Origin of the sequence: Humibacter sp. (assembly GCF_051954055.1) — a bacterium.
Classification (GTDB): domain Bacteria; phylum Actinomycetota; class Actinomycetes; order Actinomycetales; family Microbacteriaceae; genus Humibacter.
In genome coordinates, this window is the sequence record NZ_JBQCIE010000020.1 from 1 (window position 1) to 22,548 (window position 22,548).

23 protein-coding genes and 1 tRNA gene are annotated in these 22,548 nt (G+C 67.2%); 14 read left to right on the forward strand and 10 right to left on the reverse strand.

Annotation, left to right across the window (positions count from 1 at the left end):
• The first annotated feature begins 279 nt into the window (after positions 1 to 279).
• From ACTHNC_RS02405 to ACTHNC_RS02420, 4 genes are all read left to right on the forward strand, one after another.
• Positions 280 to 350 (forward strand) — tRNA-Gly (locus tag ACTHNC_RS02405).
• A 109-nt stretch (positions 351 to 459) separates the two neighbouring features.
• A complete protein-coding gene (locus ACTHNC_RS02410; RefSeq protein WP_440292998.1) occupies positions 460 to 975 on the forward strand; it encodes a hypothetical protein in 516 nt (171 codons plus the stop codon).
• Between the two features lie 92 nt (positions 976 to 1,067).
• Positions 1,068 to 1,673: a hypothetical protein gene (locus ACTHNC_RS02415; RefSeq protein WP_440292999.1), complete on the forward strand. Its 606-nt coding sequence runs from the start codon at positions 1,068 to 1,070 to the stop codon at positions 1,671 to 1,673.
• A gap of 99 nt (positions 1,674 to 1,772) precedes the next feature.
• Positions 1,773 to 2,258 carry a Dps family protein gene (locus tag ACTHNC_RS02420; RefSeq protein WP_440293000.1) on the forward strand — a complete coding sequence of 162 codons (486 nt, stop codon included), beginning with the start codon at positions 1,773 to 1,775 and terminating at the stop codon, positions 2,256 to 2,258.
• A 57-nt stretch (positions 2,259 to 2,315) separates the two neighbouring features.
• Here the strand turns inward: ACTHNC_RS02420 and ACTHNC_RS02425 are convergent, their stop codons facing one another.
• Genes ACTHNC_RS02425 through ACTHNC_RS02435 form a run of 3 tightly spaced genes read right to left on the reverse strand, consistent with a single transcriptional unit; the run spans position 2,316 to position 4,449 of the window.
• Complete coding sequence (locus ACTHNC_RS02425) at positions 2,316 to 3,332, reverse strand: Fpg/Nei family DNA glycosylase (protein ID WP_440293001.1); 1,017 nt, start codon at positions 3,330 to 3,332, stop codon at positions 2,316 to 2,318.
• 5 nt (positions 3,333 to 3,337) lie between these two features.
• Positions 3,338 to 3,826, reverse strand: a complete 489-nt coding sequence (locus ACTHNC_RS02430; protein WP_440293002.1) for a ribose-5-phosphate isomerase — start codon at positions 3,824 to 3,826, stop codon at positions 3,338 to 3,340.
• A 23-nt stretch (positions 3,827 to 3,849) separates the two neighbouring features.
• Complete coding sequence (locus ACTHNC_RS02435) at positions 3,850 to 4,449, reverse strand: mycothiol-dependent nitroreductase Rv2466c family protein (RefSeq protein WP_440293003.1); 600 nt, start codon at positions 4,447 to 4,449, stop codon at positions 3,850 to 3,852.
• A gap of 163 nt (positions 4,450 to 4,612) precedes the next feature.
• On the opposite strand from ACTHNC_RS02435, the gene pepN reads away from it, so the two are divergent.
• The 6 genes from pepN to ACTHNC_RS02465 all read left to right on the forward strand — a co-directional run bounded on the left by pepN (position 4,613) and on the right by ACTHNC_RS02465 (position 12,746).
• Positions 4,613 to 7,159 (forward strand): aminopeptidase N, encoded by a 2,547-nt coding sequence (gene pepN, locus ACTHNC_RS02440; protein WP_440293004.1) that lies wholly within the window; start codon positions 4,613 to 4,615, stop codon positions 7,157 to 7,159.
• A 179-nt stretch (positions 7,160 to 7,338) separates the two neighbouring features.
• A complete protein-coding gene (locus ACTHNC_RS02445; protein ID WP_440293005.1) occupies positions 7,339 to 8,250 on the forward strand; it encodes an ABC transporter ATP-binding protein in 912 nt (303 codons plus the stop codon).
• Positions 8,247 to 9,125 carry an ABC transporter permease subunit gene (locus tag ACTHNC_RS02450; RefSeq protein WP_440293006.1) on the forward strand — a complete coding sequence of 293 codons (879 nt, stop codon included), beginning with the start codon at positions 8,247 to 8,249 and terminating at the stop codon, positions 9,123 to 9,125. The genes ACTHNC_RS02445 and ACTHNC_RS02450 overlap by 4 nt, the downstream gene beginning before the upstream one ends.
• A 216-nt stretch (positions 9,126 to 9,341) precedes the next feature.
• Entirely contained in the window at positions 9,342 to 10,580 is a 1,239-nt protein-coding gene (locus ACTHNC_RS02455; protein WP_440293007.1) for a mechanosensitive ion channel family protein, read from the forward strand.
• Positions 10,577 to 10,969 carry a globin gene (locus tag ACTHNC_RS02460; protein WP_440293008.1) on the forward strand — a complete coding sequence of 131 codons (393 nt, stop codon included), beginning with the start codon at positions 10,577 to 10,579 and terminating at the stop codon, positions 10,967 to 10,969. Before ACTHNC_RS02455 ends, ACTHNC_RS02460 begins: the two co-directional genes overlap by 4 nt.
• A gap of 55 nt (positions 10,970 to 11,024) precedes the next feature.
• Positions 11,025 to 12,746: an FAD-binding dehydrogenase gene (locus tag ACTHNC_RS02465; RefSeq protein ID WP_440293009.1), complete on the forward strand. Its 1,722-nt coding sequence runs from the start codon at positions 11,025 to 11,027 to the stop codon at positions 12,744 to 12,746.
• 5 nt (positions 12,747 to 12,751) lie between these two features.
• On the opposite strand, the gene ACTHNC_RS02470 is transcribed toward ACTHNC_RS02465, so the two are convergent.
• Positions 12,752 to 13,441 carry a hypothetical protein gene (locus tag ACTHNC_RS02470; protein WP_440293010.1) on the reverse strand — a complete coding sequence of 230 codons (690 nt, stop codon included), beginning with the start codon at positions 13,439 to 13,441 and terminating at the stop codon, positions 12,752 to 12,754.
• A gap of 119 nt (positions 13,442 to 13,560) precedes the next feature.
• Between ACTHNC_RS02470 and ACTHNC_RS02475 the strand changes: the two genes are divergently transcribed.
• Together ACTHNC_RS02475 and ACTHNC_RS02480 are read left to right on the forward strand one after the other, a co-directional pair.
• Entirely contained in the window at positions 13,561 to 14,430 is an 870-nt protein-coding gene (locus ACTHNC_RS02475) for an acyl-CoA thioesterase (RefSeq protein WP_440293011.1), read from the forward strand.
• Positions 14,431 to 14,531: 101 nt separating this feature from the next.
• Positions 14,532 to 15,023 carry a ubiquinol-cytochrome c reductase iron-sulfur subunit gene (locus ACTHNC_RS02480; RefSeq protein ID WP_440293012.1) on the forward strand — a complete coding sequence of 164 codons (492 nt, stop codon included), beginning with the start codon at positions 14,532 to 14,534 and terminating at the stop codon, positions 15,021 to 15,023.
• A gap of 21 nt (positions 15,024 to 15,044) precedes the next feature.
• On the opposite strand, the gene ACTHNC_RS02485 is transcribed toward ACTHNC_RS02480, so the two are convergent.
• The 4 genes from ACTHNC_RS02485 to ACTHNC_RS02500 all read right to left on the reverse strand — a co-directional run bounded on the left by ACTHNC_RS02485 (position 15,045) and on the right by ACTHNC_RS02500 (position 18,563).
• A complete protein-coding gene (locus tag ACTHNC_RS02485) occupies positions 15,045 to 15,536 on the reverse strand; it encodes an acyl-CoA thioesterase (protein ID WP_440293013.1) in 492 nt (163 codons plus the stop codon).
• Positions 15,537 to 15,617: 81 nt separating this feature from the next.
• The gene (gene ettA / locus ACTHNC_RS02490; RefSeq protein ID WP_440293014.1) at positions 15,618 to 17,300 is read right to left on the reverse strand and encodes an energy-dependent translational throttle protein EttA; all 1,683 of its coding nucleotides are present in this window, start codon (positions 17,298 to 17,300) and stop codon (positions 15,618 to 15,620) included.
• 79 nt (positions 17,301 to 17,379) lie between these two features.
• A complete protein-coding gene (locus ACTHNC_RS02495; RefSeq protein WP_440293015.1) occupies positions 17,380 to 17,886 on the reverse strand; it encodes a DUF6993 domain-containing protein in 507 nt (168 codons plus the stop codon).
• Between the two features lie 86 nt (positions 17,887 to 17,972).
• Positions 17,973 to 18,563 carry a single-stranded DNA-binding protein gene (locus ACTHNC_RS02500; protein WP_440293016.1) on the reverse strand — a complete coding sequence of 197 codons (591 nt, stop codon included), beginning with the start codon at positions 18,561 to 18,563 and terminating at the stop codon, positions 17,973 to 17,975.
• Between the two features lie 189 nt (positions 18,564 to 18,752).
• On the opposite strand from ACTHNC_RS02500, the gene ACTHNC_RS02505 reads away from it, so the two are divergent.
• Positions 18,753 to 19,760: an aldo/keto reductase gene (locus tag ACTHNC_RS02505; protein WP_440293017.1), complete on the forward strand. Its 1,008-nt coding sequence runs from the start codon at positions 18,753 to 18,755 to the stop codon at positions 19,758 to 19,760.
• A 77-nt stretch (positions 19,761 to 19,837) separates the two neighbouring features.
• Positions 19,838 to 20,605, forward strand: a complete 768-nt coding sequence (locus tag ACTHNC_RS02510; RefSeq protein ID WP_440293018.1) for a hypothetical protein — start codon at positions 19,838 to 19,840, stop codon at positions 20,603 to 20,605.
• Positions 20,606 to 20,721: 116 nt separating this feature from the next.
• Here the strand turns inward: ACTHNC_RS02510 and nadE are convergent, their stop codons facing one another.
• Both nadE and ACTHNC_RS02520 read right to left on the reverse strand, forming a co-directional pair.
• Positions 20,722 to 21,561, reverse strand: coding sequence for an ammonia-dependent NAD(+) synthetase (nadE, locus tag ACTHNC_RS02515; protein WP_440293019.1), 840 nt, complete (start codon positions 21,559 to 21,561; stop codon positions 20,722 to 20,724).
• A 54-nt stretch (positions 21,562 to 21,615) separates the two neighbouring features.
• Positions 21,616 to 22,230 (reverse strand): hypothetical protein, encoded by a 615-nt coding sequence (locus tag ACTHNC_RS02520; RefSeq protein ID WP_440293020.1) that lies wholly within the window; start codon positions 22,228 to 22,230, stop codon positions 21,616 to 21,618.
• Positions 22,231 to 22,548: the final 318 nt, after the last annotated feature.

A 22,548-nucleotide genomic window follows, 5' to 3' on the forward strand; every position in this document is an offset into this window, starting at 1 on the left:
CCCCGAAAGGAACCAGCTACGTAGGCAACGGCAAACCCCGCGGATTCATGAGCCGCACCGAAACCGTCACCGATGTCCTGACACACAAAGTGTCACCGATGTCCTGATGCACTTTCGTCACCGATGCCCTGAGACATCACAACCGTAGTCTCGGCTCCGCTGTCGAAGTCTCGAACGCACTTGCATAGTTTCGATGCGAACGCGCCGCCCAGAGGCCCGCCCGGTTCGAGCCCCCGGCCGGCATGGACTACACTTGCACAGCGCGGTTCACCACCGCTCGGGGATGTAGCTCAATGGCAGAGCCTCAGTCTTCCAAACTGATGGTGCGGGTTCGATTCCCGTCATCCCCTCTACTGGCTCTGACGCCGCTTTGACGCGGCGGCAGAGCCATTCGCATGTGTAGCCGTCGCGAATTTGTCCCCTGGACAGCGCGACGTATCGGTCTGCCAGGATGGGCGGATGCCGACGCGCAAGCCAGCACTACTCCGCGCCGTGTTCGTGGCGATCACGGGCATCCTCGCCGTCGGAGTAGCGGGCTGCGCCGCCGTCACCGCACCCTCGGACAGAGCGACGCACCTCTCCAGCGGAGGGCGGCACAGCTGCACACCGGGGTCGTCGGTGCAGCTCGACGGACAGTCGGGTTCGTTCGTCATCTCGGGTGAGTGCGGTGTGATCACCGTGCACGGCGACGGCCTCACAGTGCGCCTGGAGCGTGCCGCCTCGCTCGCTGTGGAGGGCCAGTCGGCGTCGATCACCGTCGAAGATCGCGTGGGGTCGGCGATGATCAAGGGCAACGGCATCTCGCTCACGGCCGACTCGATCGGATCCGTGCAGATCACTGGGCAGAGCAACTCCATCACCGCGCCGGCCCTCGGCTCGGTCATGGTGCAGGGCGACCACAACGCCGTGCGGACGCACCTCAAGCCCAGCGACTACCGCGTGACCGGACAGGACGACACCCTCACCCTCGAATAGGACCGCGTCGAGGCGTCAACGAAGGCTCCCGGTCTTTGGGAGAATGTCCACGGCTCCGACCGCCACGACCGCCCACCCAAAAAGGCCCGAACATGACACCAGACGAAGCAGCCGCCATTCTCGAGGTCTCGAAGGATGCCTCGGCATCCGACATCCTCGCCGCATACTCCGCGAAGGCGCAGGCGGCCGGTGGCGCACACGCGGGCGACATCGAGGCGGAGAAGGCCGAGGTGCAGTTGCTCGGCGAGGCGCGGGTCACGCTGATGACGCATCGCCAGAAGATGCAGGGCACACAGCAGCGCACTGCCGTCGCGCAGCGCGCCGCCGGAAGGGATGCCGCGCCCGGCGCACCGGAGTACGGCGAACGTGCCGAGGCGGCCACCTGGCCAGACGACGCCCCCGCGAAGGGCAAGGTGCGCACCGCTGAGGAAGAGCAGGTGCGTAAACAGCGATCGTTCGTGATCGCCGTGATCGGTCTCGTGCTCTCGTTGACCGCATGGGTGTGGTGGCTACTCGAACCGATCTCGCTGTTCGGCATGGGTCTGGCCATCTGGTCCATGGTGCGGGTGCGCGGCTACGGCAGCGGGATGTACACCGGAACGCGGGTTGTGGCCTGGTTCGCCCTCGTGCTCGGCGTGCTGGCGCTGATCGGCAACATTCTGCTGGTCGTGAACGGACTCAACGCCGCGAAGGGCTGAAGCGAGCCCTTCGCGGGTTAGCCCAGCCTCTGCTTCCTTGCGGAATGCAGGCGGCCGCGTAGCGTTGACTCGGACAACGAGCGAAGGGACGACTCATCCATGAGCAACACTGAAACCACCCCTAAGGCCACTACCAACCCCGACGTCGCGGCGGGCACGGCGCAGTTCCTGACTCCGGTGGTCATCGAACTCGAGGCGCTCGTGGTCAACGGCAAGCAGGCGCACTGGAACCTGCGCGGGGCGAACTTCATCGGCGTGCACGAACTGCTCGACACCCTCGTCGCCGACGCTCAGGAGTGGGCGGACCTCGCCGCTGAGCGCATCGTCGCGCTGGGCCTGCCGATCGATGCACGCATCGCCACCGTCGCCGCGAACACGAAGGCCTCGCCGCTCAGCGACGGGTTCGTGCAGTCCGACAAGTCGATCGCCGAGGTGATCGGTCAGGTCGACGTAGCACTAGATGCCGTCAACACCGCGGTGCGCGAGCTCGACGAGCTCGACCAGACCAGCCAGGACGTCGCGATCGAGATCGCACGCGGGCTCGACAAGGACCGCTGGCTGCTGTTCGCACACATCGCGAAGTAGTCGCGGCTAACGCCAGCACTCGAAGAGGGTCGTGGCCGCTAGGCCGCGGCCCTCTTGCTACGCCTGGCAGACGGGGCACCAGTAGAGCTTTCGCGCGGCCATCATCTCCATGACGATGTTCGTTCCGCACACCCGGCACGGCAGTCCCTCGCGCTTGTAGACCCAGTGCCGATCCTCACGACTCGCCATGGCTTTCGCCCAGTCCTCCGGGCTGAGGTCGTCCATCGTCATCATCTGACCGGTGCGCACGCCGGTATCGAGCAGGCGTGCCCAGTCCCGCCAGAGCGCACGGGCGGTGTCCTTCGGCACCTTCTTGCCCGGCGTGTGCGGGTTCAGTCCGGCGCGGAAGAGCATCTCTGCCCGGTAGACGTTGCCGACGCCGCTCATCACGGACTGGTCCATCAGCAGCTGACCCACCGCCGTCTGCTTCGAGGTGATGGTCTCGGCGACGCGGTCCTCGACCTCGGGTCCGTCGTCCACGAGAGGATCCGGGCCCAGTCCCGCGATCACTCTGGCTACAGCGGCCTCGTCGAGCACCTCGCACGCGGTCGGCCCGCGCAGGTCGGCCACGGCGGTATCCGTGAGCAAACGCGCCCGCACCGCACCCACCGGGGCTGGCGGGAAGGCGAACGCGGTGTCGTCTTCCTTCTCGGACTCCGACATCCGCAGCCGAGCCCTCCGCGGTGCACCCATGCTCGCGATCGAGTCCTCGCCTCGTGAGTCCAGCACCGGGGTGTCGAGCAAGGCATCCGGAACGTCCTCGCCGGGTACGGTTCCGCGCTGGTTCGTCTGTCCCATGCGGCCGCGGGCCGACCGGATGGTGTCGTCCACGGTGATCTCGCCGGCGAAGTCCCACGCACCGTAGATGCCCAGGTGCACACGAAGCCACAGCCCGTTCTCGAACTCGAGGAAGAGCTGCTTGCCGATGGCACGGGCATCCACCATGACCTGCCCGTCGATGAGCGCGGCATCGGCACTGAACCTGCCCTGCGGCGAACTGACGGCTACCCGCTTGCCGACGAAGTTGCGCTTGAACTGCAGGGCGATGCGATGAACGGAGTGACCCTCTGGCATCCGCGCTACTTGTCGACGTTCTTGCCGGCGATGTCGCCGGTCGCCTCGAACTCCGCCAGCTGTGCGATGCGCCGCACGTGCCGCCCCTCGAACGAGAACGGCTCGGCGATGAACGTGTCGATGAACGAGATCGCCTCATCGACCGTGTGCTGCCTGGCGCCGATCGCGATCACGTTCGCGTCGTTGTGCTGGCGCGCCAGCAGTGCTGTGCTCTCGTTCCAGACGAGGGCGGCGCGGATGCCCAACACCTTGTTGGCCGCGATCTGCTCACCGTTGCCCGATCCGCCGAACACCACACCGAGCGCCTGCACACCAGCCTGCTGGTCTGCGATGACACCCTTGGCCGCGTTGATGCAGAACGCCGGATAGTCGTCGAGCGGGTCGAACTCCTGCGGCCCGTGGTCGATGACCTCATGACCGGCGTCCCGCAGGTGCTGCTGAAGGGTCTGCGAGAACTCGAGTCCGGCGTGGTCGGTGCCGATGTGGATGCGCATGGGCACCAGTCTAGGGACGGCGATCAGTCGAAGATCGGGTCACGGGTTCTGCTGCGCTTGAGCTCGAAGAACCCGTCGTACGAGGCTGCAGCCACGACACCGTCCCACAGCGTGAGCGCCTCCTGTCCGCGCGGGGTCGGGGAGATGACCGGGCCGAAGAATGCGGTGCCGTTCACGGCGATGACGGGAGTGCCGACATCCTGTCCGACGCGGTCGATCCCGTCGGCGTGGCTCGCGCGCAGCTGCGCGTCGTACTCGTCGGAGTCGGCGTATCTCGCGTACTCCGCCGGAAGCCCGACCTCCTCGAGCGCCTCGGCGATGACACCGTCGGCGTCCTTGCGGTGTCCCGGGTGGATGCGTGCGCCCAAAGCGTCGTACAGCGGCTTCACCGCCTGCTGTCCGCGCAACTCTCCCACGGCCGTGACTAGCCGTGCGTACCGCAGGGTGCGCGGCAGCTTCGCGCGGTAGGACTCGGAAACGTCCTTGTCCTCGTTCAGCACGTACAGGCTCATGATGTGCCATGTCACGTTCAGGTCGCGGTGGGGTGCGACCTCATCGACCCAGCGCGAGGTCATCCAGGCCCATGGGCATGACGGATCGAACCAGAAGTCAACGTCGGTCATGATCACCATCTAAGCGGCCGTGCCCCGAAGCCGTGCGGGGTCAAAGCCGACTCAGTCTCGTCGGCCGCCACGACGCCGCATAGGCTTGACAGTCGGGCCGCGCACACGATGCGCCTGCGTCCGAGCTCGCGTCACTCAACGCTTTCGCAGAAGAAGGAGAACCATGCCAGGAGAGAACCTCACGCGCATCGAGGCGGCGGAGCGCCGTGCCGTCGTCGACACCCACAGCTACGACGTCACACTCGACCTCACCACAGGCGACGAGACCTTCCTTAGCACCACCACGGTGAAGTTCGCCGCCAAGGAGGGCGCGTCCACCTTCATCGACGCGATCACGGCGTCCGTCGACTCGGTCGTGCTCAACGGTGAGCCGCTCGACGTGGCGAGTGTGAACGACGGGGTGCGCATCCAGCTGAAGGATCTCAAGGCCGAGAACGAGCTGACCGTCGTCTCGCACCCCCGGTACACGAATACTGGCGAGGGCCTGCACCGGTTCGTCGACCCGGTCGACGGCGAGGTGTACCTCTACACACAGTTCGAGGTGCCGGACTCGCGCCGCATGTTCGCGGTGTTCGAGCAGCCCGACCTCAAGGCCGTCTTCACGTTCACGGTGACCACCCCGGAGAAGTGGGCGGTCGTGAGCAACTCCCCGGTGGCGACCGTCGAGCGGTCCTGCGAGGTCAAGACCACGGTCCTCGAGCCCACTCCGGTGATCTCGTCGTACATCACGGCCCTCATCGCCGGCCCATACTCGAGCTGGCACTCGGAGCTCACCAGCCGGGACGGTCGTACGATCCCCCTCGGCGTCTATGCCCGCGCATCCCTGGCGGAGTACATGGATGCCGACTACATCTTCGACAAGACCCGCGAGGGCTTCGCATTCTACGAGGAGCGGTTCGACGTGCCGTACCCGTTCGCGAAGTACGACCAGCTTTTCGTGCCGGAGTTCAACGCCGGCGCGATGGAGAACGCCGGAGCGATCACGTTCACCGAGACGTACGTGTTCCGCTCGAAGGTGACGGATGCCATCAGGGAGCGTCGCGTCGTCACGATCCTGCACGAGCTCGCGCACATGTGGTTCGGCGACCTGGTCACCATGAAGTGGTGGAACGACCTCTGGTTGAACGAGTCGTTCGCGGAGTACGCGTCGACGTTGGCGACGGCCGAGGCGACCGAGTGGCGCGAGGCGTGGACGACGTTCGCGGCCATGGAGAAGAGCTGGGCGTACCGGCAGGACCAGCTGCCGTCGACGCATCCCATCGTCGCCACCATCAACGACCTCGAAGACGTGCAGGTCAACTTCGACGGCATCACGTATGCCAAGGGCGCCTCCGTACTCAAGCAGCTCGTGGCCTGGGTCGGGCAGGACGACTTCCTCGCCGGCGTCTCGAACTACTTCAAGAAGCACGCGCACTCCAACACCGAGCTGCGCGACCTGCTGGTCGAGCTCGAAGCCACCAGTGGTCGTGACCTCACGTCGTGGTCGAAGCTCTGGCTGGAGACCGCCGGCGTGAACACGCTGCGGCCGCAGATCGAGACGGATGCCGACGGAATGGTGACCGCGTTCGCGGTGCTGCAGTCGGCGCATCCCGACTACCCGACTCTGCGTCCGCACCGCCTGGCCATCGGCTTGTACAACCTGCGCGACGGCAGACTCGTGCGCGACGGACGGCTGGAATTGGATGTCGACGGCGAGAGCACGGAGGTGCCCGAGCTGGTCGGCAAGAAGCGCCCCGACCTCGTTCTGATCAACGACGACGATCTCGCCTACGCGAAGATCCGCCTCGACGAGCAGTCGCTGAGCTTCGCGATCGAGCACCTCTCCGAGATCGAGTCGCCACTGGCGCGATCACTGGTCTGGGGATCGGTGTGGGATGCCACGCGCGACGCGGAGACGCCGGCTAGCGCCTACGTGCGCCTCGTGCTGGGCAACATCGGCGCGGAGACTGAGTCGACCACGCTGCGCACCACACTGAACCAGCTCGTGCTCAGCGTGCACTCCTACGTGGCGCCGGAGCATCGCGAGTCGTCGGCTCGGCAGGCTGCAGACACGCTGTGGGAACTCGCCTCGTCGGCGCAGCCCGGCAGCGACGCACAGTTCCAATTCGTGAAGTTCTTCGCCGCGCTCGCCTCCACGCCAGAGCAACTGGCCAAGGTCGCTGGTCTGCGTGACGGCTCCATCGTGCTGGACGACCTCACCGTCGACACGGATCTGTCCTGGGAACTGCTCACCTCGCTGGTCGCGGGCGGAGAGGCAGGAAGCGCGGAGATCGACGAGGCGCTCGCGGCCGACAACACCGCGAACGGCGCCCAGGCCGCTGCACAGGCACGGGCCGCCATCCCCACCGCGGAAGGCAAGGCCGCGGCCTGGGCGAGTGTGTTCGACTCGAACGACCTGCCGAACACCATCGTGCGGATGACCGGCCTCGGCTTCCAGCGCGTGCACGACACCGCTCTGCTCGAGCCGTACGTCGCGAAGTACTTCGACGCACTGCAGTCGGTCTGGGCATCCCGCACCTACAAGATCGCGGAGTACCTCGTCGAGGGCATGTACCCGTTCCCGCTGGTCGATCAGCGGCTCGCAGACGCGACGCGCGCATGGCTCGATGCGAACCAGGAGCCGGCTGCCCTGCGCCGCCTCGTATCGGAGCACCTGGCCTCGGTGGAGCGGGCGCTGCGGGCGCAGGAGCGCGACACGCAATTGGGGTGAGCGTGATGCGAGCTCGCTCGCATCACCGAGCCGATTGCGCGTGTTGAGCGGCGGAGCCGTGATCACGCGCAGTAGGCGACGATCGGGATGCATCCCACGGCGGAATCGACCGTCGGGTGCACCCCGATCATCCTGTGGGTGGACGACGTGGGGCAGGCGTCCTCCCTAGCGTTGAGACCATGATCGAAATCGATGGCCTCACCAAGAGGTATGGGCCCAAACTGGCGGTCGACCACGTCAGCTTCACGGTGCGTCCCGGCATCGTCACCGGATTCCTCGGCCCCAACGGCGCGGGCAAGTCCACCACCATGCGCATGATCATGGGGCTGGACAAGCCGACCGCCGGGAGCGCGCTCGTCTCCGGCAAGCCGTACGCACAGCATCCGTCGCCTCTGCACGAGGTGGGAGCGCTGCTGGAGGCCAAGGCGGTGCACACCGGTCGCACGGCGTTCAACCACCTGCTCGCGCTCGCGGCGACTCACGGCATCCCGAAGAAACGGGTGCATGAGGTGATCCATCTGACCGGCCTCGAATCGGTGGCCGGCAAGCGCGTGGGCGGGTTCTCGCTCGGCATGGGACAGCGCCTCGGCATTGCCGCCGCGTTGCTCGGCGACCCGCACACGCTCATCCTCGACGAACCGGTCAACGGTCTCGACCCCGAGGGCGTGCGGTGGGTTCGCGAGTTCTCGCGGCACCTCGCCTCGGAGGGTCGCACCGTCTTCATCTCCTCGCACCTGATGAGCGAGATGGCGCAGACCGCCGACCACCTGATCGTGCTCGGTCGCGGACGCGTGCTGGCCGACGCACCGATCGCCGACGTGATCGCCGGCGCCACAAGGCGGATAGTGCGCGTGCGCACACCCGATGTGCGCGCCCTCACCGCAGCGCTGGCCGGACCCGATGTGACCGTCACCTCGTTCGACGACGGTGCGCTCGAAGTCGCCGGGCTGAACGCGGCACAGATCGGCGACGCGGCAGCGGCTAACGGAGTCGCGCTGCACGAGCTGACCCCCATCGATGCCTCTCTGGAGGAGGCCTACCTCGAGCTCACCCAGGACGAGGTCGAATACCACTCGGAGGTGACCCGATGACCACGGCGACCGACACCCTGAACCGGCCGGCACCGACCGGGAGCCCGTTGGACGGCATCCGCCTGACCTTCGGCGGGCTGCTGCGCTCCGAGTGGATCAAGCTGCGCAGCCTGCGCTCCACTGTGTGGTGCCTCGGTATCGTCATCGTGCTCGCGGTCGGCGTGGCCGCCGCGTCTGCCGGGCTCTACCACTTGGAGAACATCTCGGCTCTGCCGAAGGATGTGGCCAACGGGTATGTGGTCTCTGCGGCCACCATCGGGCTGTCGTTCACGCAGCTGGCGGTCGCCGTGCTTGGCGTGCTGGTGATCAGCGGTGAGTACGCGACGGGCATGATCCGCTCGACCTATACGGCGGATCCGCGCAGGCTCGGCGCCTACTTCGCGAAGTTCATCGTGCTCGCCGTCGTGGTGTTCGTCGTGGGCGTCATCTCGGTCGGCATCTCCGCGATCGTGGGCACCGTGATCTTCGAGGGACGCGGACTGCACCCCGATCTGTTCTCGTCGAGCGTGCTGTTTCCGCTCCTCGGAGGGGCGGCGTACCTCACCCTGATCGCGATGCTCGCCTTCGCGCTCGGCTCGATTCTGCGCAGTTCAGCCGGCGGCATCGCGACCATCCTCGGCTTCCTGCTCGTTCTGCCCGTGGTGGCCTCGCTGCTGGCGCGGCTCACGCAGGCGACGTGGGTGGAGAACGCGGCGGCGTTCCTGCCCTCCGAGGCGGGTCAGCACCTCTACACCTACGTGCCGCCGAATGCTCACACCGTCGTCGCCGACGGCATAGTCTCGCTGAACGCGTGGCAGGGCGGACTCGTCCTGCTGGCCTGGATCGCGGTCGCCACCGTCGTCGGCGCCATCCTCACCAAGCGGCGCGACGTGTAGAACAGCGCGTCATTCGGCCGGCGTCCTTCGCCGGGACGCCATCCAGAGCGTGCGCCGCTTCGTTCGGGGCGGTGCACCAACCGGGGGCAGCCGGGTGCGACACCACCCGGCACGCGGATGCCCGCGAGCAGCGTTCTTCGCACTGCTCGCGGGCATCCGACGTTCACCAAGGCGGCGCCCAGGATGCACCAAAACGGCTCATTAGACTCGGTCGCGATGATCTTCTCCGCCTCACTCCCCCTCGCGAACGACGTCACGGACCCGAGTTTCTGGGGCAAAGTGCTCGCCACGCTCGTCGTCGTCGGCTGGAAGCTCGTGGGTGTCGCCGTGATCATCGGTGTCGCGATCTTCGCTGCATGGGTTCTCCGCGTCATCATCCGCAGGGTGGTGCGTCGGATTGTCACAGGTGTCAAGAACAAGCAGAACGTCGACGACACTCAAGCGCTCACAGCCTCACCAATCGCGGCAGTGCGCCTCGTGCAACGCACTCGAACGCTCGGCACGGTTCTGAGCAACATCGTCAATGTCGTCGTGGTGATCATCGCGATCATCCTCGTCGTCAACACGATCGACGCAACGATCCTCGGATCGTTCGCCCTGCTCACCGCAGCGCTCGGCGCCGGGCTCGGTTTCGGCGCCCAGAACATCGTCAAGGACGTGCTCAACGGTCTGTTCATGGTGATGGAGGACCAGCTCGGCGTCGGGGACGTCGTCGACCTCGGACCCGCCACCGGGATCGTCGAGGTCGTGGGCATCCGCGTCACGCAGATCAGGGACGTGAACGGCACACTCTGGTTCGTGCGCAACGGGGAGATTCTGCGCGTCGGCAACATGTCGCAGGGCTGGGCGCGGGTGATCACCGACCTCGCCGTGCCGTACGACGCGGATGTCGACGCGATCGAGGAGCGGATGCTCCAGGTGGCCACCGAGCTCGCCACGGCCCCGCGGTGGCGTTCGCGCATCGTGGAGAAGCCCGAACTGTGGGGCATCGAGTCGGTCTCGACGGATGCCATCGTGCTGCGCGTCGTCATCAAGACCCGCACGACCGCGAAGGATGACGTCGCACGCGAGTTGCGCAAGCGGCTCAAGGTGGCGCTCGACGAGATGGACGTCACGCTGCCGTCGCTCTCCAGCGTCGTGCTCACCGGGTTCGACGGCGCGGCCAGCATCACCGGTGCACATCCGCCTCGCACGCGCCCGAATCCCGTCGTGACAACCCAGGACGCCAGGCTCAAGAAGCGCAGGGGCAAGCGCGGGGCCCCGGACGAGGCCGCAGCCGCGCCGGCTCCTCGCGGTGCCCGAGCAGGAGCATCCGGTGCGCCCGCGACGGCAAAGCATCCCCAGGCAATCACGAAACCGCAGCCGACACCCGGTGACGGCGCTGCGGCGCCGCGAAACCCGTCCCCCGGTGAGCACGGACTGCAGAGCGATCACCATGACGAGGGGCAGCAGTGAGCGACGCGGTAGTCGAGAACTTCTACGACCAGGTCGGCGGGCACGAGACGTTCCGCAGGCTGGTGGACGCGTTCTATCGCGGCGTCGCCGACGATCCGGTGCTGCGGCCGATGTACCCGGAACAGGATCTCGGACCCGCCTCCGACCGGCTCAGGATGTTCCTGGAGCAGTACTGGGGCGGCCCAACGACCTACAGCGAGCAGCGTGGTCATCCGCGGCTGCGGCTGCGCCACCAGCCGTTCAAGGTGAACCCGGAAGCGCGCGACCGTTGGCTGTCCCACATGCGGGCAGCGCTCGATGAACTCGAACTGCCGCCGCTGCAGGACGCCACACTGTGGTCGTACCTCGAGCGCGCGGCGCACGCGATGGTGAACACGTTCGAGGAGTAGGCCGGCTCTCGCACGCAATACTGAGACGACGCGATCCGATCGAAGGAGACCCCGGATGCCGAAGGCCCGCGCCGGCGCCAGCTCGCCCGCCCCCTCTGCTGATTCCGACCACCGTCCGGCAGACCTGAGCGGCGACTTCGACGCCATCGTGGTCGGCGCCGGTCTGGCGGGTCTCGTGACCGCCTCCGAGCTGCTGGATCGGGGCAAGCGGGTGGCGATCCTCGAGCAGGAGCCGCCGAAGTCGCTAGGCGGCCAAGCGTTCTGGTCGTTCGGCGGGCTGTTCCTCGTCGACTCCCCGGAGCAGCGGCGCATGGGCATCCACGATTCCCTGGAACTGGCGCGACAGGACTGGTTCGGCACGGCCGGATTCGACCGCGAGGAGGATGCCTGGCCGCGCAGGTGGGCGGAGGCGTACCTCCAGTTCGCGGCAGGTGAGAAACGCGCGTGGCTGCGCTCGAAGGGCGTGAAGCTCTTCCCCGTGGTCGGGTGGGCGGAACGCGGCAGCGGCACCGCGGGCGGACACGGCAACTCCGTGCCGCGCTTCCACATCACGTGGGGTACCGGACCGGGGCTCTTGGCTCCGTTCATCGAGCGTGTTCGCCAGGGTGAACAGGATGGCGGAGCCGTGCTGGCGCACCGGCACCGCGTCGACGGGCTCATTGTCGAGGCGGGCGCCGTTGTGGGCGTGCGCGGCACCGTTCTGGCTCCGGATGCCGGGGAACGCGGCGTCGCCAGCAACCGGGACGTGGTCGGCGAGTTCGAGCTCCGCGCCCCGGCAGTCGTGGTCACGTCCGGCGGCATCGGCGGCAACCACGAACTCGTGCGGCAGAACTGGCCGGAACGGCTCGGCACTCCCCCTGCGAACATGCTCGCGGGCGTGCCCGCGCACGTGGACGGACGCATGATCCCGATCGCGCAAGACGCAGGCGCGCGCGTCATCAATGGCGACCGCATGTGGCACTACACCGAGGGCATCCAGAACTGGAGCCCGGTCTGGCAGAACCATGGCATCCGCATCCTCCCCGGCCCGTCATCACTCTGGTTCGACGCCGAGGGGAACCGGCTGCCCGCGCCCCTCTTCCCCGGTTTCGACACGCTCGGCACACTCGAGCACATCCAACGGACGGGCCACGACTACACCTGGTTCGTGCTCACCCAGAAGATCCTGGAGAAGGAGTTCACGCTCTCCGGCAGCGAGCAGAACCCCGACCTGACCGGCAAGGATCTTTGGCTTCTGCTGCAGCGGGTCAGGCCGGGAGCGCCCGGACCCGTCGAGGCGTTCAAACAGCACGGCGCCGACTTCGTCGTGGCATCCACTCTGCCCGAACTCTTCAGGGGCATGCGCGAACTGGCGGACGTCCCCTTCGACGAGAGCGCGATCGAGCGCACCGTGCTGGAACACGACCTCGAACTCGACAACGCCTTCTCGAAGGATGCCCAGCTCACCGCGATCACGTCCGCCCGACGATATCGCGGTGACAAGCTCATCCGGGTCGCGTCACCGCACAAGTTCCTCGACCCCAAGTCGGGCCCGCTCATCGCGGTCAAACTACACATCCTCACCCGTAAGACGCTCGGTGGGATCGAGACCGACCTCGGGGGGCGCGCGCAGAACTCCGATGGCGAGGCGGTGCGCGGACTGTATGCAGCCGGCGAGGTCAGCGGCTTCGGCGGCGGGGGCGTGCACGGCTACCGCTCGCTGGAGGGCACGTTCCTGGGCGGATGCCTGTTCTCCGGCCGGCAAGCGGCCCGCGGCGTGCTCACCGATCTCCCGTAGGATGCTCAGCCACGCAGCGACCAGGCCGGGCGCTTCACGAGCACGTGCCCGCGGCGCAGCGTCAGCCTCGTCCACGGTCCCGTCTCGTACACGATGACGGCTTCGTCCGGCTCGACGATGAATCCGAGCGAGTGGGCGGCGAAGCCGGCGCCCGCCGCGACGTATTCCAGTTCCGGCATGGGTCTCCCCCACACCTCGCCGCGAACTCGTTGCACCAACTGCTCGCCCGCCTCGTGCGGGATCGCCTCCGCCACCTCGGCGACACCGTCCACCGCAGCACGTTGCAGCACGCCGGCCGTCGTCTCTCCGACCCGGCGCCATCCTCCGCGTGGTGGTGTGATGCCAGCCCACGTGACGGTGCTCACCTGCAGCGGGAGCCGGATGCCGATAGGCGTGGACTCACCGTCGGGCTGGGGCGGAGCATCCGCTGCTCTGGCCAGCCGGTCCAGCAGGGATCTGGTGGGAACGACAGCGTCGAACGCGACATCCCTGTCGGTGGCGAACGTGCGAAGGCCGAGCACGGTCGGGATGTGATCGAGCAGGCTGCGCGGGTACAGGATCGCCGTGTAGGCGGCAAGAACGCCCGACCCGGCGACCAGCCGGACCGAGCCGTCTTCGACGCGTCCGGCGCGCGACAAGTACACCTGGAGGTCGGAGACCGCGAGGGCGTCGACCAGGGAGAAGAACTCACTCATGTGCTGTCTAAACTAGGGCACATTGCGACCGGCCACCGGCCGCGCGACGTTGGACTACGACCGCCGACGCAGTCGCGCTGCATGCAAGACGCGCATCCCGCCCGACGACGAGAGGCACCATGACGAAACCCCTCGACGGCCTGCTCGCCGCCCTCGACCTGACCGACACCGGCGCACGGACCGACGAGGACATCTTCACCGGAACCAGCCAGTGGATGCCGCACGGGCGGGTGTTCGGTGGACAGGTACTGGCGCAGTCCCTCGTGGCCGCCATGCGCACGATTCCCGAGGAGCGGGCGGTGCACTCGATGCACGGCTACTTCCTGCGTCCGGGAGACGTGAATCAGCAGATCACGTTCTCCGTCGACCGCATCCACGACGGCCGCTCGTTCTCCACGCGGCGCACCCAGGCGTACCAGAACGGACTGCCCATCCTGTCGATGATCGCCTCGTTCCAGGCACCCGACGGAGGGCTCGACCATCAGGTGGAGATGCCTGCGGATGTCCCGGGCCCGGAAGAGCTGAAAAGCGACACCGAGCTGCTGGCCGGGTTCGAGCATCCGGTCGGCCGCTACTGGCGTGAGGAGCGGCCGTTCGATCTGCGGCACATCCCGTCGCCGGTGTACTTCACGGTCGAGGGCGAGCACGTCGCACACCAGGCGGTGTGGTTCAAGACGTTCGGCGAGCTTCCCGATGACGAGAACCTGCATCGCGCGGCCCTCGCCTACGCCAGCGACTACTCGATACTCGAGCCCGTCATGCGACGTCACGGCGTGGCATGGGGAACGCCGGGACTGAAGATCGCGAGCCTCGATCACGCGATGTGGTGGCACCGATTCAGCCGGGTGGACGAGTGGCTGCTGTACGTGCAGGAGTCGCCGAGCGCGACCGGCGGCCGTGGACTCTCGCTCGGTCGCATCTACAACCGGGACGGGCTGCTCGTGGCCAATGTCGCTCAAGAGGGCATGCTCCGCGTGCCGCAGGCGTAGCGGGCGGACACCGCTCACAGCGATCGCCCGGGCGGGTCTGAGGAATACCGGGCAAGGTAGAAACTGCGCCCGCAATCGACACTCTCGACTAGGAGACCCGGATGTCCGGAATCCCGCGTGATCCCTCCCCCGCCGTGATCACGCGCAGAGCCGCGCTCGGCACTGCCGTCGGCGCCGCAGGCGTCTGCGTGCTCGCGGCGTGTTCCTCGCCCGGCGCCGGGTCGGGTTCCGGCGGATCGGGCAACGGAGGCTCCGGCACGGGAGGCTCCGGCTCCGGATCGGGCAGCACGTCCAGCCCGGACGCGGCCAACGGGATCGCGCTCAGCGACATCCCGGTCGGCGGGGCGATCTCCGCCACCTACAAGGGCGGCCCCATCGTGGTCGCGCAGCCGGAGTCCGGCACGGCCGTTGCTTTCTCCGCGATCTGCACCCACATGGGATGCGTCGTCGCACCGTCGGGCAAGCAGTTCGACTGCCCCTGTCACGGATCCGAGTTCAGTGCGAGCACTGGCGACGTCATCAGAGGGCCGGCCACCCGGGCGCTGCCGAAGCTCAACGCGACGGTCTCCGGCGGCAAGGTCACGATCTCTTAGCCGCGATAGAGGCGTTCCGGTTCAGCGGCGATGGAAGCTGATCGGCGGCTCCTCGTACGGAGACCAGGCGGCGCGCTCCCGCTCGTTGATGCGGCGAGGCCGACTGGACTCGCGGTCGACCAGCACGAGGGTCGTGGCCGCTCGCGCGTACAGCACGGACGGCTCAACTCCGACGGGCGACCAGACCTCGTAGCAGAGCTCCATGCTGGCGCCGCCGAGCCTCGCCACCCACAGTTGCACGTTCAGGGGCTGCCGCTGATACGGGATCGGCACCAGGTACTCGATCTCCTGCCGGGCTAGAAGACTCAAGGTGTCGGCACCGGGCCGGCTGTCGAGCACCGCGGTGGATGCGCCGAACGCTTCGCCGGCATCCACCTCGGCGCCTTGCTCGTCCGGAGCCCAGAACGCGAGGATGCGGGCCTCCTCGAGCAGGCGCAGCATCTCCGCGTTGTTCACGTGACCGTAGGCATCCAGATCGCTCCACCGCAGCCGGATGGGCACGTTCAACCGCACGATCAGTCCCTGGTGTTCCGGCCGGGCCTCAACCCGGCTCCATCGGCTCGGCAATGCGAGCAAGCTCTCATTGCTCTCACCTCAGTCGCGGGTGAGCTTGCGGTAGGCGGAGCGGTGCGGCTTCGCCGCGTCCGGGCCGAGACGCTCGATCTTGTTCTGCTCGTACGCCTCGAAGTTGCCCTCGAACCAGTACCAGTCGGCCGGGTTCTCGTCCGTGCCCTCGTACGCCAGGATGTGCGTGGCGATGCGGTCGAGGAACCACCGATCGTGCGTGATCACGACAGCGCATCCGGGGAACTCCAGGAGCGCGTTCTCCAAGCTGGACAGCGTCTCGACGTCGAGGTCGTTCGTCGGTTCGTCCAGCAGCAGAAGGTTGCCGCCCTGCTTGAGCGTGAGCGCCAGGTTGAGGCGGTTGCGCTCACCGCCGGAGAGCACTCCGGCCTTCTTCTGCTGGTCAGGTCCCTTGAACCCGAAGGTGGAGACGTAGGCGCGGCTGGGCACCTCGGTCTTGCCGACCTGGATGTAGTCGAGACCGTCGGAGACGACCTCCCACAGCGACTCGTTGGGGTCGATTCCGCCACGGGACTGGTCGACGTAGGAGATCTCGACGGTCTCGCCGATCTTGAGGTCACCGCCGTCCAGCGGCTCCAGTCCGACGATCGTCTTGAACAACGTCGTCTTGCCGACGCCGTTCGGGCCGATCACGCCGACGATGCCGTTCCGCGGAAGCGTGAAGCTGAGCCCATCGATCAGCTGACGCTCGCCGAACCCTTTCTGCAGGTTCTTCGCGTCGATCACGACCTGGCCGAGACGCGGCCCCGGCGGAATCTGGATCTCCTCGAAGTCGAGCTTGCGCGTGCGCTCCGCCTCGGCCGCCATCTCCTCGTATCGGGCGAGGCGCGCCTTCGACTTGGCCTGGCGTCCCTTCGAGTTGCTGCGCACCCAGTCCAGTTCGTCGGCGAGGCGCTTGGCGAGCTTGGCGTCCTTCTTGCCCTGCACCTGCAGCCGCTCGCGCTTCTTCTCGAGGTAGGTCGAGTAGTTGCCCTCGTAGGGGTAGAGGTGGCCGCGGTCGACCTCGGCGATCCATTCGGCGACGTGGTCGAGGAAGTACCTGTCGTGGGTGACCGCGAGCACAGCGCCGTGGTACTGCTTCAGGTGCTGCTCGAGCCAGAGCACGCTCTCCGCGTCGAGGTGGTTGGTCGGCTCGTCGAGCAGCAGGAGGTCGGGCTTCTGGAGCAGCAGTTTGCACAGCGCAACCCGGCGCTTCTCACCGCCGGAGAGCACGGAGACCGGGGTGTCCGACGGTGGGCAGCGCAAGGCGTCCATCGCCTGTTCGAGCTGGGAGTCGAGATCCCAGGCATCCGCAGCGTCGATCTGCTCCTGAAGCGTGCCCATCTCGGCCAGCAGGGCGTCGAAGTCGGCGTCAGGATCGGCCATGGCGGCCGAGATCTCGTTGAATCGATCGACCTTGGCCTTGATCTCGCCGACGCCCTCCTGCACGTTCTCGAGCACCGTCTTGGACTCGTCGAGCTCGGGCTCCTGCATGAGGATGCCGACGGTATAGCCGGGCGTCAGCTTCGCGTCACCGTTGGAGGGGGTGTCGATACCCGCCATGATCTTCAGGATCGTGGACTTGCCCGCCCCGTTCGGGCCGACCACACCGATCTTCGCGCCTGGCAGGAATGCCATGGTGACGTCGTCGAGGATGAGCTTGTCGCCCACCGCCTTTCGGGCGCGGACCATCGAGTAGATATATTCGGCCATGCGCTCCAGTCTATGGGCGCATGCGCGGTGCCTCGGTCGGTCGATCAGCCCTTCGACGACCTGACGGAGTCCCCTTTCGTCACTGGATCGGAACGGTGTCGCCGATCAGGCATTTGCCGGTCCTGAGCACGGGGGCGACCATGCTGTGATAGCCGCCGATATCCTCGCCGAACTGCCCGATCAGGCAGCCTCCGTTGATGAGAACGGAGAACTGCACCGACCCTGGCGTGAGGTTCACCGTCGTCCTGTCCGCCGTCATCTGCATGTCCGCCTTCGCGAAGCCCGCGGCAGCCAAGCCGTCGACGAACTGCTGCGGCGTCGGGTTCGTGTCCGCGGCGATCGTGCGAGTGTTCACGTAGTCGAAGAACGCCAGGTTCTGCTTCGCCGTACCCATGGGGTTCATCGTCGGCAGGGCGCCGGACGTCGTCGTCGGTGTCGACGACGCCGACGGCGTGGAAGCGGTCGGCGTGGGCGGCGGCGGCGCAGCGGTGCATCCCGCCAACGCCATCACGAGCCCGACACCGAGCGCCACGCGTGCCGCAACGAACATCACCGGTGCTCGCTGCTGCGTCGTGCGATAAGCCACCGATCCGACTCCCCTCACGCGCGCTCCCTCGGAGCGCAGACGCCCGAGAAGTCTAGGGTGCCCGGATCGGATCAGAGCAAGCCGAATCAGAACGGCGGCTCTGCCCCGGCGTACTCGAGTTCCGCCTGCACTGATTCGACGTCGTCCGTTGCGTTCTCCGACGAGGAAGCAGTCGACGGAACTCCGCCCGATGATCCTCCCGTGGCTTCGCGCGCACCGCCCGGCAGTGCCCAGCCTTCCGCGTCGACGGCCGGCTGGTCTGGAGCTGCCTCTGCTGTGTCGCTCCGCACCGCCGCGGGACCTTCCTGGCTCGCCGCGCCACCGACCGTCTTCGTGAACGAGCTCGTTCCGAATGCGAGGTCGTGTCCGATGCCGTCGGCCACGATCTCGACGGTGGTGCCGTGCCTGTCCTCCTTCTCCCAGTGGGTCACCCGCAGCCGCCCTGTGACGACGACGCGATCGCCCTTAGCGAGCGACTTCGCCGAGTTCTCAGCGAGGCGGCGGAAGGCGACGATCGTGTACCAATTGGTGTCGCCGTTCTCCCAATTGCCGGCCTCACGGTTGTACTTGCGCTGCGTCGAGCCGAGCCGGAACGTGAGCATCGCAAGCCCGTTGCCCACGATGTTGAGCAGCGGCTCCGATCCCACGTGACCGATCGCAGTGATGGTGTCAGGCATCCTCGTGCCTCCTCATTTCGGTTTTCTCTCCTGCGGATGCGGCACCTAGAATCTGGGCCGCGCATCCACAGTGCGCATGTCAGAACCGAGCGCGTGGGGCCGAGGACCGAACGGTGGCAACGCTGCACGACCAGCAACCTGTGGACGGAGAGTTCGAACCGGGCAAGGTGGAGTCAATAGCATTCAGGAATGCCCTACGTTGCCGCCGATCATCGCTACGACTCCATGACCTATCGCCGCACCGGCCGAAGCGGCCTCGACCTTCCGGCCGTCTCGCTCGGCTTCTGGCACAACTTCGGCGACACCCGGCCGCTCGACACGCAGCGCGCGATCGTACGGCGGGCGTTCGACCTCGGCATCACGCACTTCGACCTGGCGAACAACTACGGCCCGCCGGCCGGCTCGGCTGAACGGAATGTCGGGCGCATCCTCGCCGAGGACTTCGCCGCGTACCGCGACGAGATCGTGGTCTCCACGAAGGCCGGCTACCACATGCACGCCGGGCCTTACGGTGAGTGGGGCTCCCGCAAGTACATGCTCTCCTCGCTGGATGCCTCCCTCAAGCGCCTCGGGCTCGACTACGTGGACATCTTCTACTCGCACCGCCCCGACCCCGACACGCCGATCGAGGAGACCATGGGGGCGCTCGCCACCGCTGTGCGGCAGGGTAAGGCGCTGTACGTGGGCGTCTCGAACTACAGCCCGGAGCAGACACGGGCGGCCGCTGCGGCCCTCGCGGCCGAGGGCGTGCGCCTGCTGATCCACCAGCCCAGTTACTCGATGTTCAATCGTCACGTCGAGAACGGCTTGCTGGATGTGTTGAGCGAACTGGGCATCGGATCGATCGTGTTCTCGCCCCTGCAGCAGGGGCTGCTCACCGACCGTTACCTGGCGGGAGAGGTTCCGGATGACTCGCGCGCCGCGACCAGCGTCTTCCTGCGCCCCGAGAACATCACCGTCGAGTACCTGGACCGTGCCAGAGCGTTGAACGAGATCGCCGCCGGGCGTGGGCAGTCGCTGGCGCAGCTGGCGCTGACGTGGGTGCTGCGGCATCCGCAGGTCACGAGCGCGTTGATCGGTGCTTCGAGCGTCGCACAGCTGGAGCAGAACGTGGCGGCCGTGCATGCCGCGCCGCTCACGCCGGATGAGATCGCCGCCATCGAACCGTTCGCCGTCGACGGCACCGGCCGTCGATGAGCCCGGCGCCGGGCTCTGTTGCCGACGCCCGGCACGCCTTCCACGGGATCGTTTCCGGCGCAGGTAATCTGCGCAACATGCAGTGGTGGAATGACTTCTGGGGGTGGCTCACGTCGCAGGACGCGCAGCCGGTGATCTTCACCGCGGTCGTGCTCCTCGTGTCCATCGTCGTTGCCGGGTTGTTGTCGGCGTGGATCGCTCGCGGAGCGATCCGTGGGGTGCTCTCGCGTGCCGAACGCGAGCAGAAGGCCGCCGCCGTCGCCGCCCTCGTGGATGCCGCAGTGGAGGCATCCGTCTGGAATTCGCTGACCCCGGGCGAGCAGGTGCTCTCGGATCGATCCGTCGGTCAGACGGACATCCTCGTGCGGCTGCTGCCGGTCAAGGGTGCCGCCGCGGCGGCCGATTGGGCGGCCCATCAGCTGGCGGAGTTGAAGCGCAACTCGGCCACGTACGGCTACAGCCTCGAGCCGGCGATCATCGAATTCCGCGATCGGCTCGTGGAGTGGCAGAACAAGCCGAGACGAGCCCGCAGGCTGTTCCTCGAGGACTTGGAGCGCTGGCGGTTCGAGCGCACCACGACCGAGGAGACGGCGTACGCGGAACAGGATGCCTGGGTCGCGCGCCAGCACCACGAGCGGAACGCGGGCCCCACCGACACCGCGCCGTCAGACACCGCGGCCTCAGACACCGCCCCGACGACCGTAAGCCCATTCACGGCCCGTGCGGGATCGAACGCCGCGACGAATGCCTCGGGCGACGACACGGCAGCACTCGACTACGAGACCGCGGCGACGCCGGTCGGTGCCTACGCCTCCCGCAAGCCGACCGGGCTTCAGGAGGATTGAACCCGTCGAAGACTGACCGCCCGACCGCGATCGAGGAGTGAGGGGCCGCCACGCAAAGTGGCGGCCCCTCACCGCATCTGCCGTGCGGGTATGCGCCGGGAACAGCTCGAGCCGCGCTACTCCTCGAAGACGGGAGTACGCCACCACGCGTCGAATGGCGAAGCGGGGACGTGCCGCTTGTGCTCCGTGGAGAGGTACTTGGCCTCGATCGTCTCGGCGATCGCATCGGGCACGTCCTGGCCTTGCAGGTAGGCGTCGATGTCGCGGTAGCTGATGCCGAGGTTGTCTTCGTCGGTCTGTCCCGGAGTGTCGTCGAGCAGATCTGCGGTCGGCGACTTCTCGTAAAGCCGGGCCGGGGCACCGAAGTACTCCAGAAGCTGCCGCCCCTGGCTCTTCGTGAGTCCGGTCAGCGGAGTGATGTCTACTCCCCCGTCGCCGTACTTCGTGAAGAAGCCCGTCACCGCTTCGGCGGCATGGTCGGTGCCGACCACGAGCAGGCCGCGCTGGCCGGCGATCGCGTACTGGGCGACCATGCGCATCCGTGCTTTGACGTTCCCCTTCGTGAAATCGAGGAGGGGCACCTGGAGGGCGTCACCGTACTCATCGGCGACGCCGTCGACGCCACGCTGCACGTTGAATGTGACGACGTGCTGGGGCGCGATGAAGTCGAGCGCGAGCCGGGCATCCGCCTCATCCGCTTGCACCGCGTACGGCAGGCGAACGGCGATGAACTCGGCGTCGACACCGGATGCCTGCAGCCGCTCTGTCGCCAGCTGGCAGAGCTTGCCGGCGAGCGTCGAGTCCTGACCGCCGCTGATGCCCAGCACGTACCCGCGCGCGTGCGAACTCCGGGCGTAGTCGACCAGAAAGGCGACGCGCGCCTCCACCTCGGCGACCGGGTCGATCGATGGCTTCACGTTGAGTTCGCGGATGATCTCCGCCTGAAGTTCGCGCATACCTTGAACTCTATGACCGGGATGTTTCGGGTAGGCAACGGCTGGACAGCTCGCTCAGCGGTAAGCGGAGGCGTCGATCTGCACCGGGTATCCGGCCTTCAGGACCGCGAGCGTGGCGGGCGGAGTGATCACGGTGGCCGTTCCCGAGCGGGGACGGCTGATCGGTGGACCGTAGCCATTCGGCGACCAGCCCACCAGAGCGTCGCCGAGCACGAGCCGCGGAGTGTCTTGTTCGAGCACGAAGGCACCATCAGGCAATCCGACGTAGCGCCCTTCGTGCAGCCGCCGACGATGCGTGCGCGGATACAGCCGTTCGGAGTGGAGTCGCGCGTTCACGGCGCCAGCGGACGGCCGTGGGCCGCCGAGCGCATCCGTCCACGCCTCGAGGTAGGAGACGTAGGAGCCGCGACGGCACTCGGCACACGGGCGGTGTCCGGCGGCGAAGGCGACGGCCTCGTCGTGGAAGAACAGGAACGTGTAGTGATGCGGTGCCCACTGCGGCTGCTTGATGCCGCGGAACTCCAGCTCGCAGATCAGCCACAGGTCGCCCGAGTGGAAACGCACGATCTCATGGCCCTCGTGGATCTTGCCCCGGTTGCCCGTCCACGCACCCCGCAGTGGCGTTGCCACGATGTCGCCCAGCGGCGTCACCCGATTACGCTCCGGCATGCGCACCCTTTCGTCAAGACGATGATGCGCCCGGCCGCCGACACTGGCCGAGTGAAGACGTGTCACGCGCTGTGGAGAGCGTGAGAGGCGGCAACGCATCAGGCGCAGGAGGGCGCCCGTCGCTGAGGATGCCGTCTACCATCCGAATCGGTCGATCACTGAGAGTGTCGTCGGGATAGGACTCTTCGCAAACGCACCGCATCCTCACGATGGCCAACGCCGTCGCCAAATTCAACTGCTCGAGAAGGTGTGGCCGCTGCGGCTCGTCTGGTGTAGGCATCTCCTATGAGGTGGACAGTCCGTCGAATGGGGGTTCTC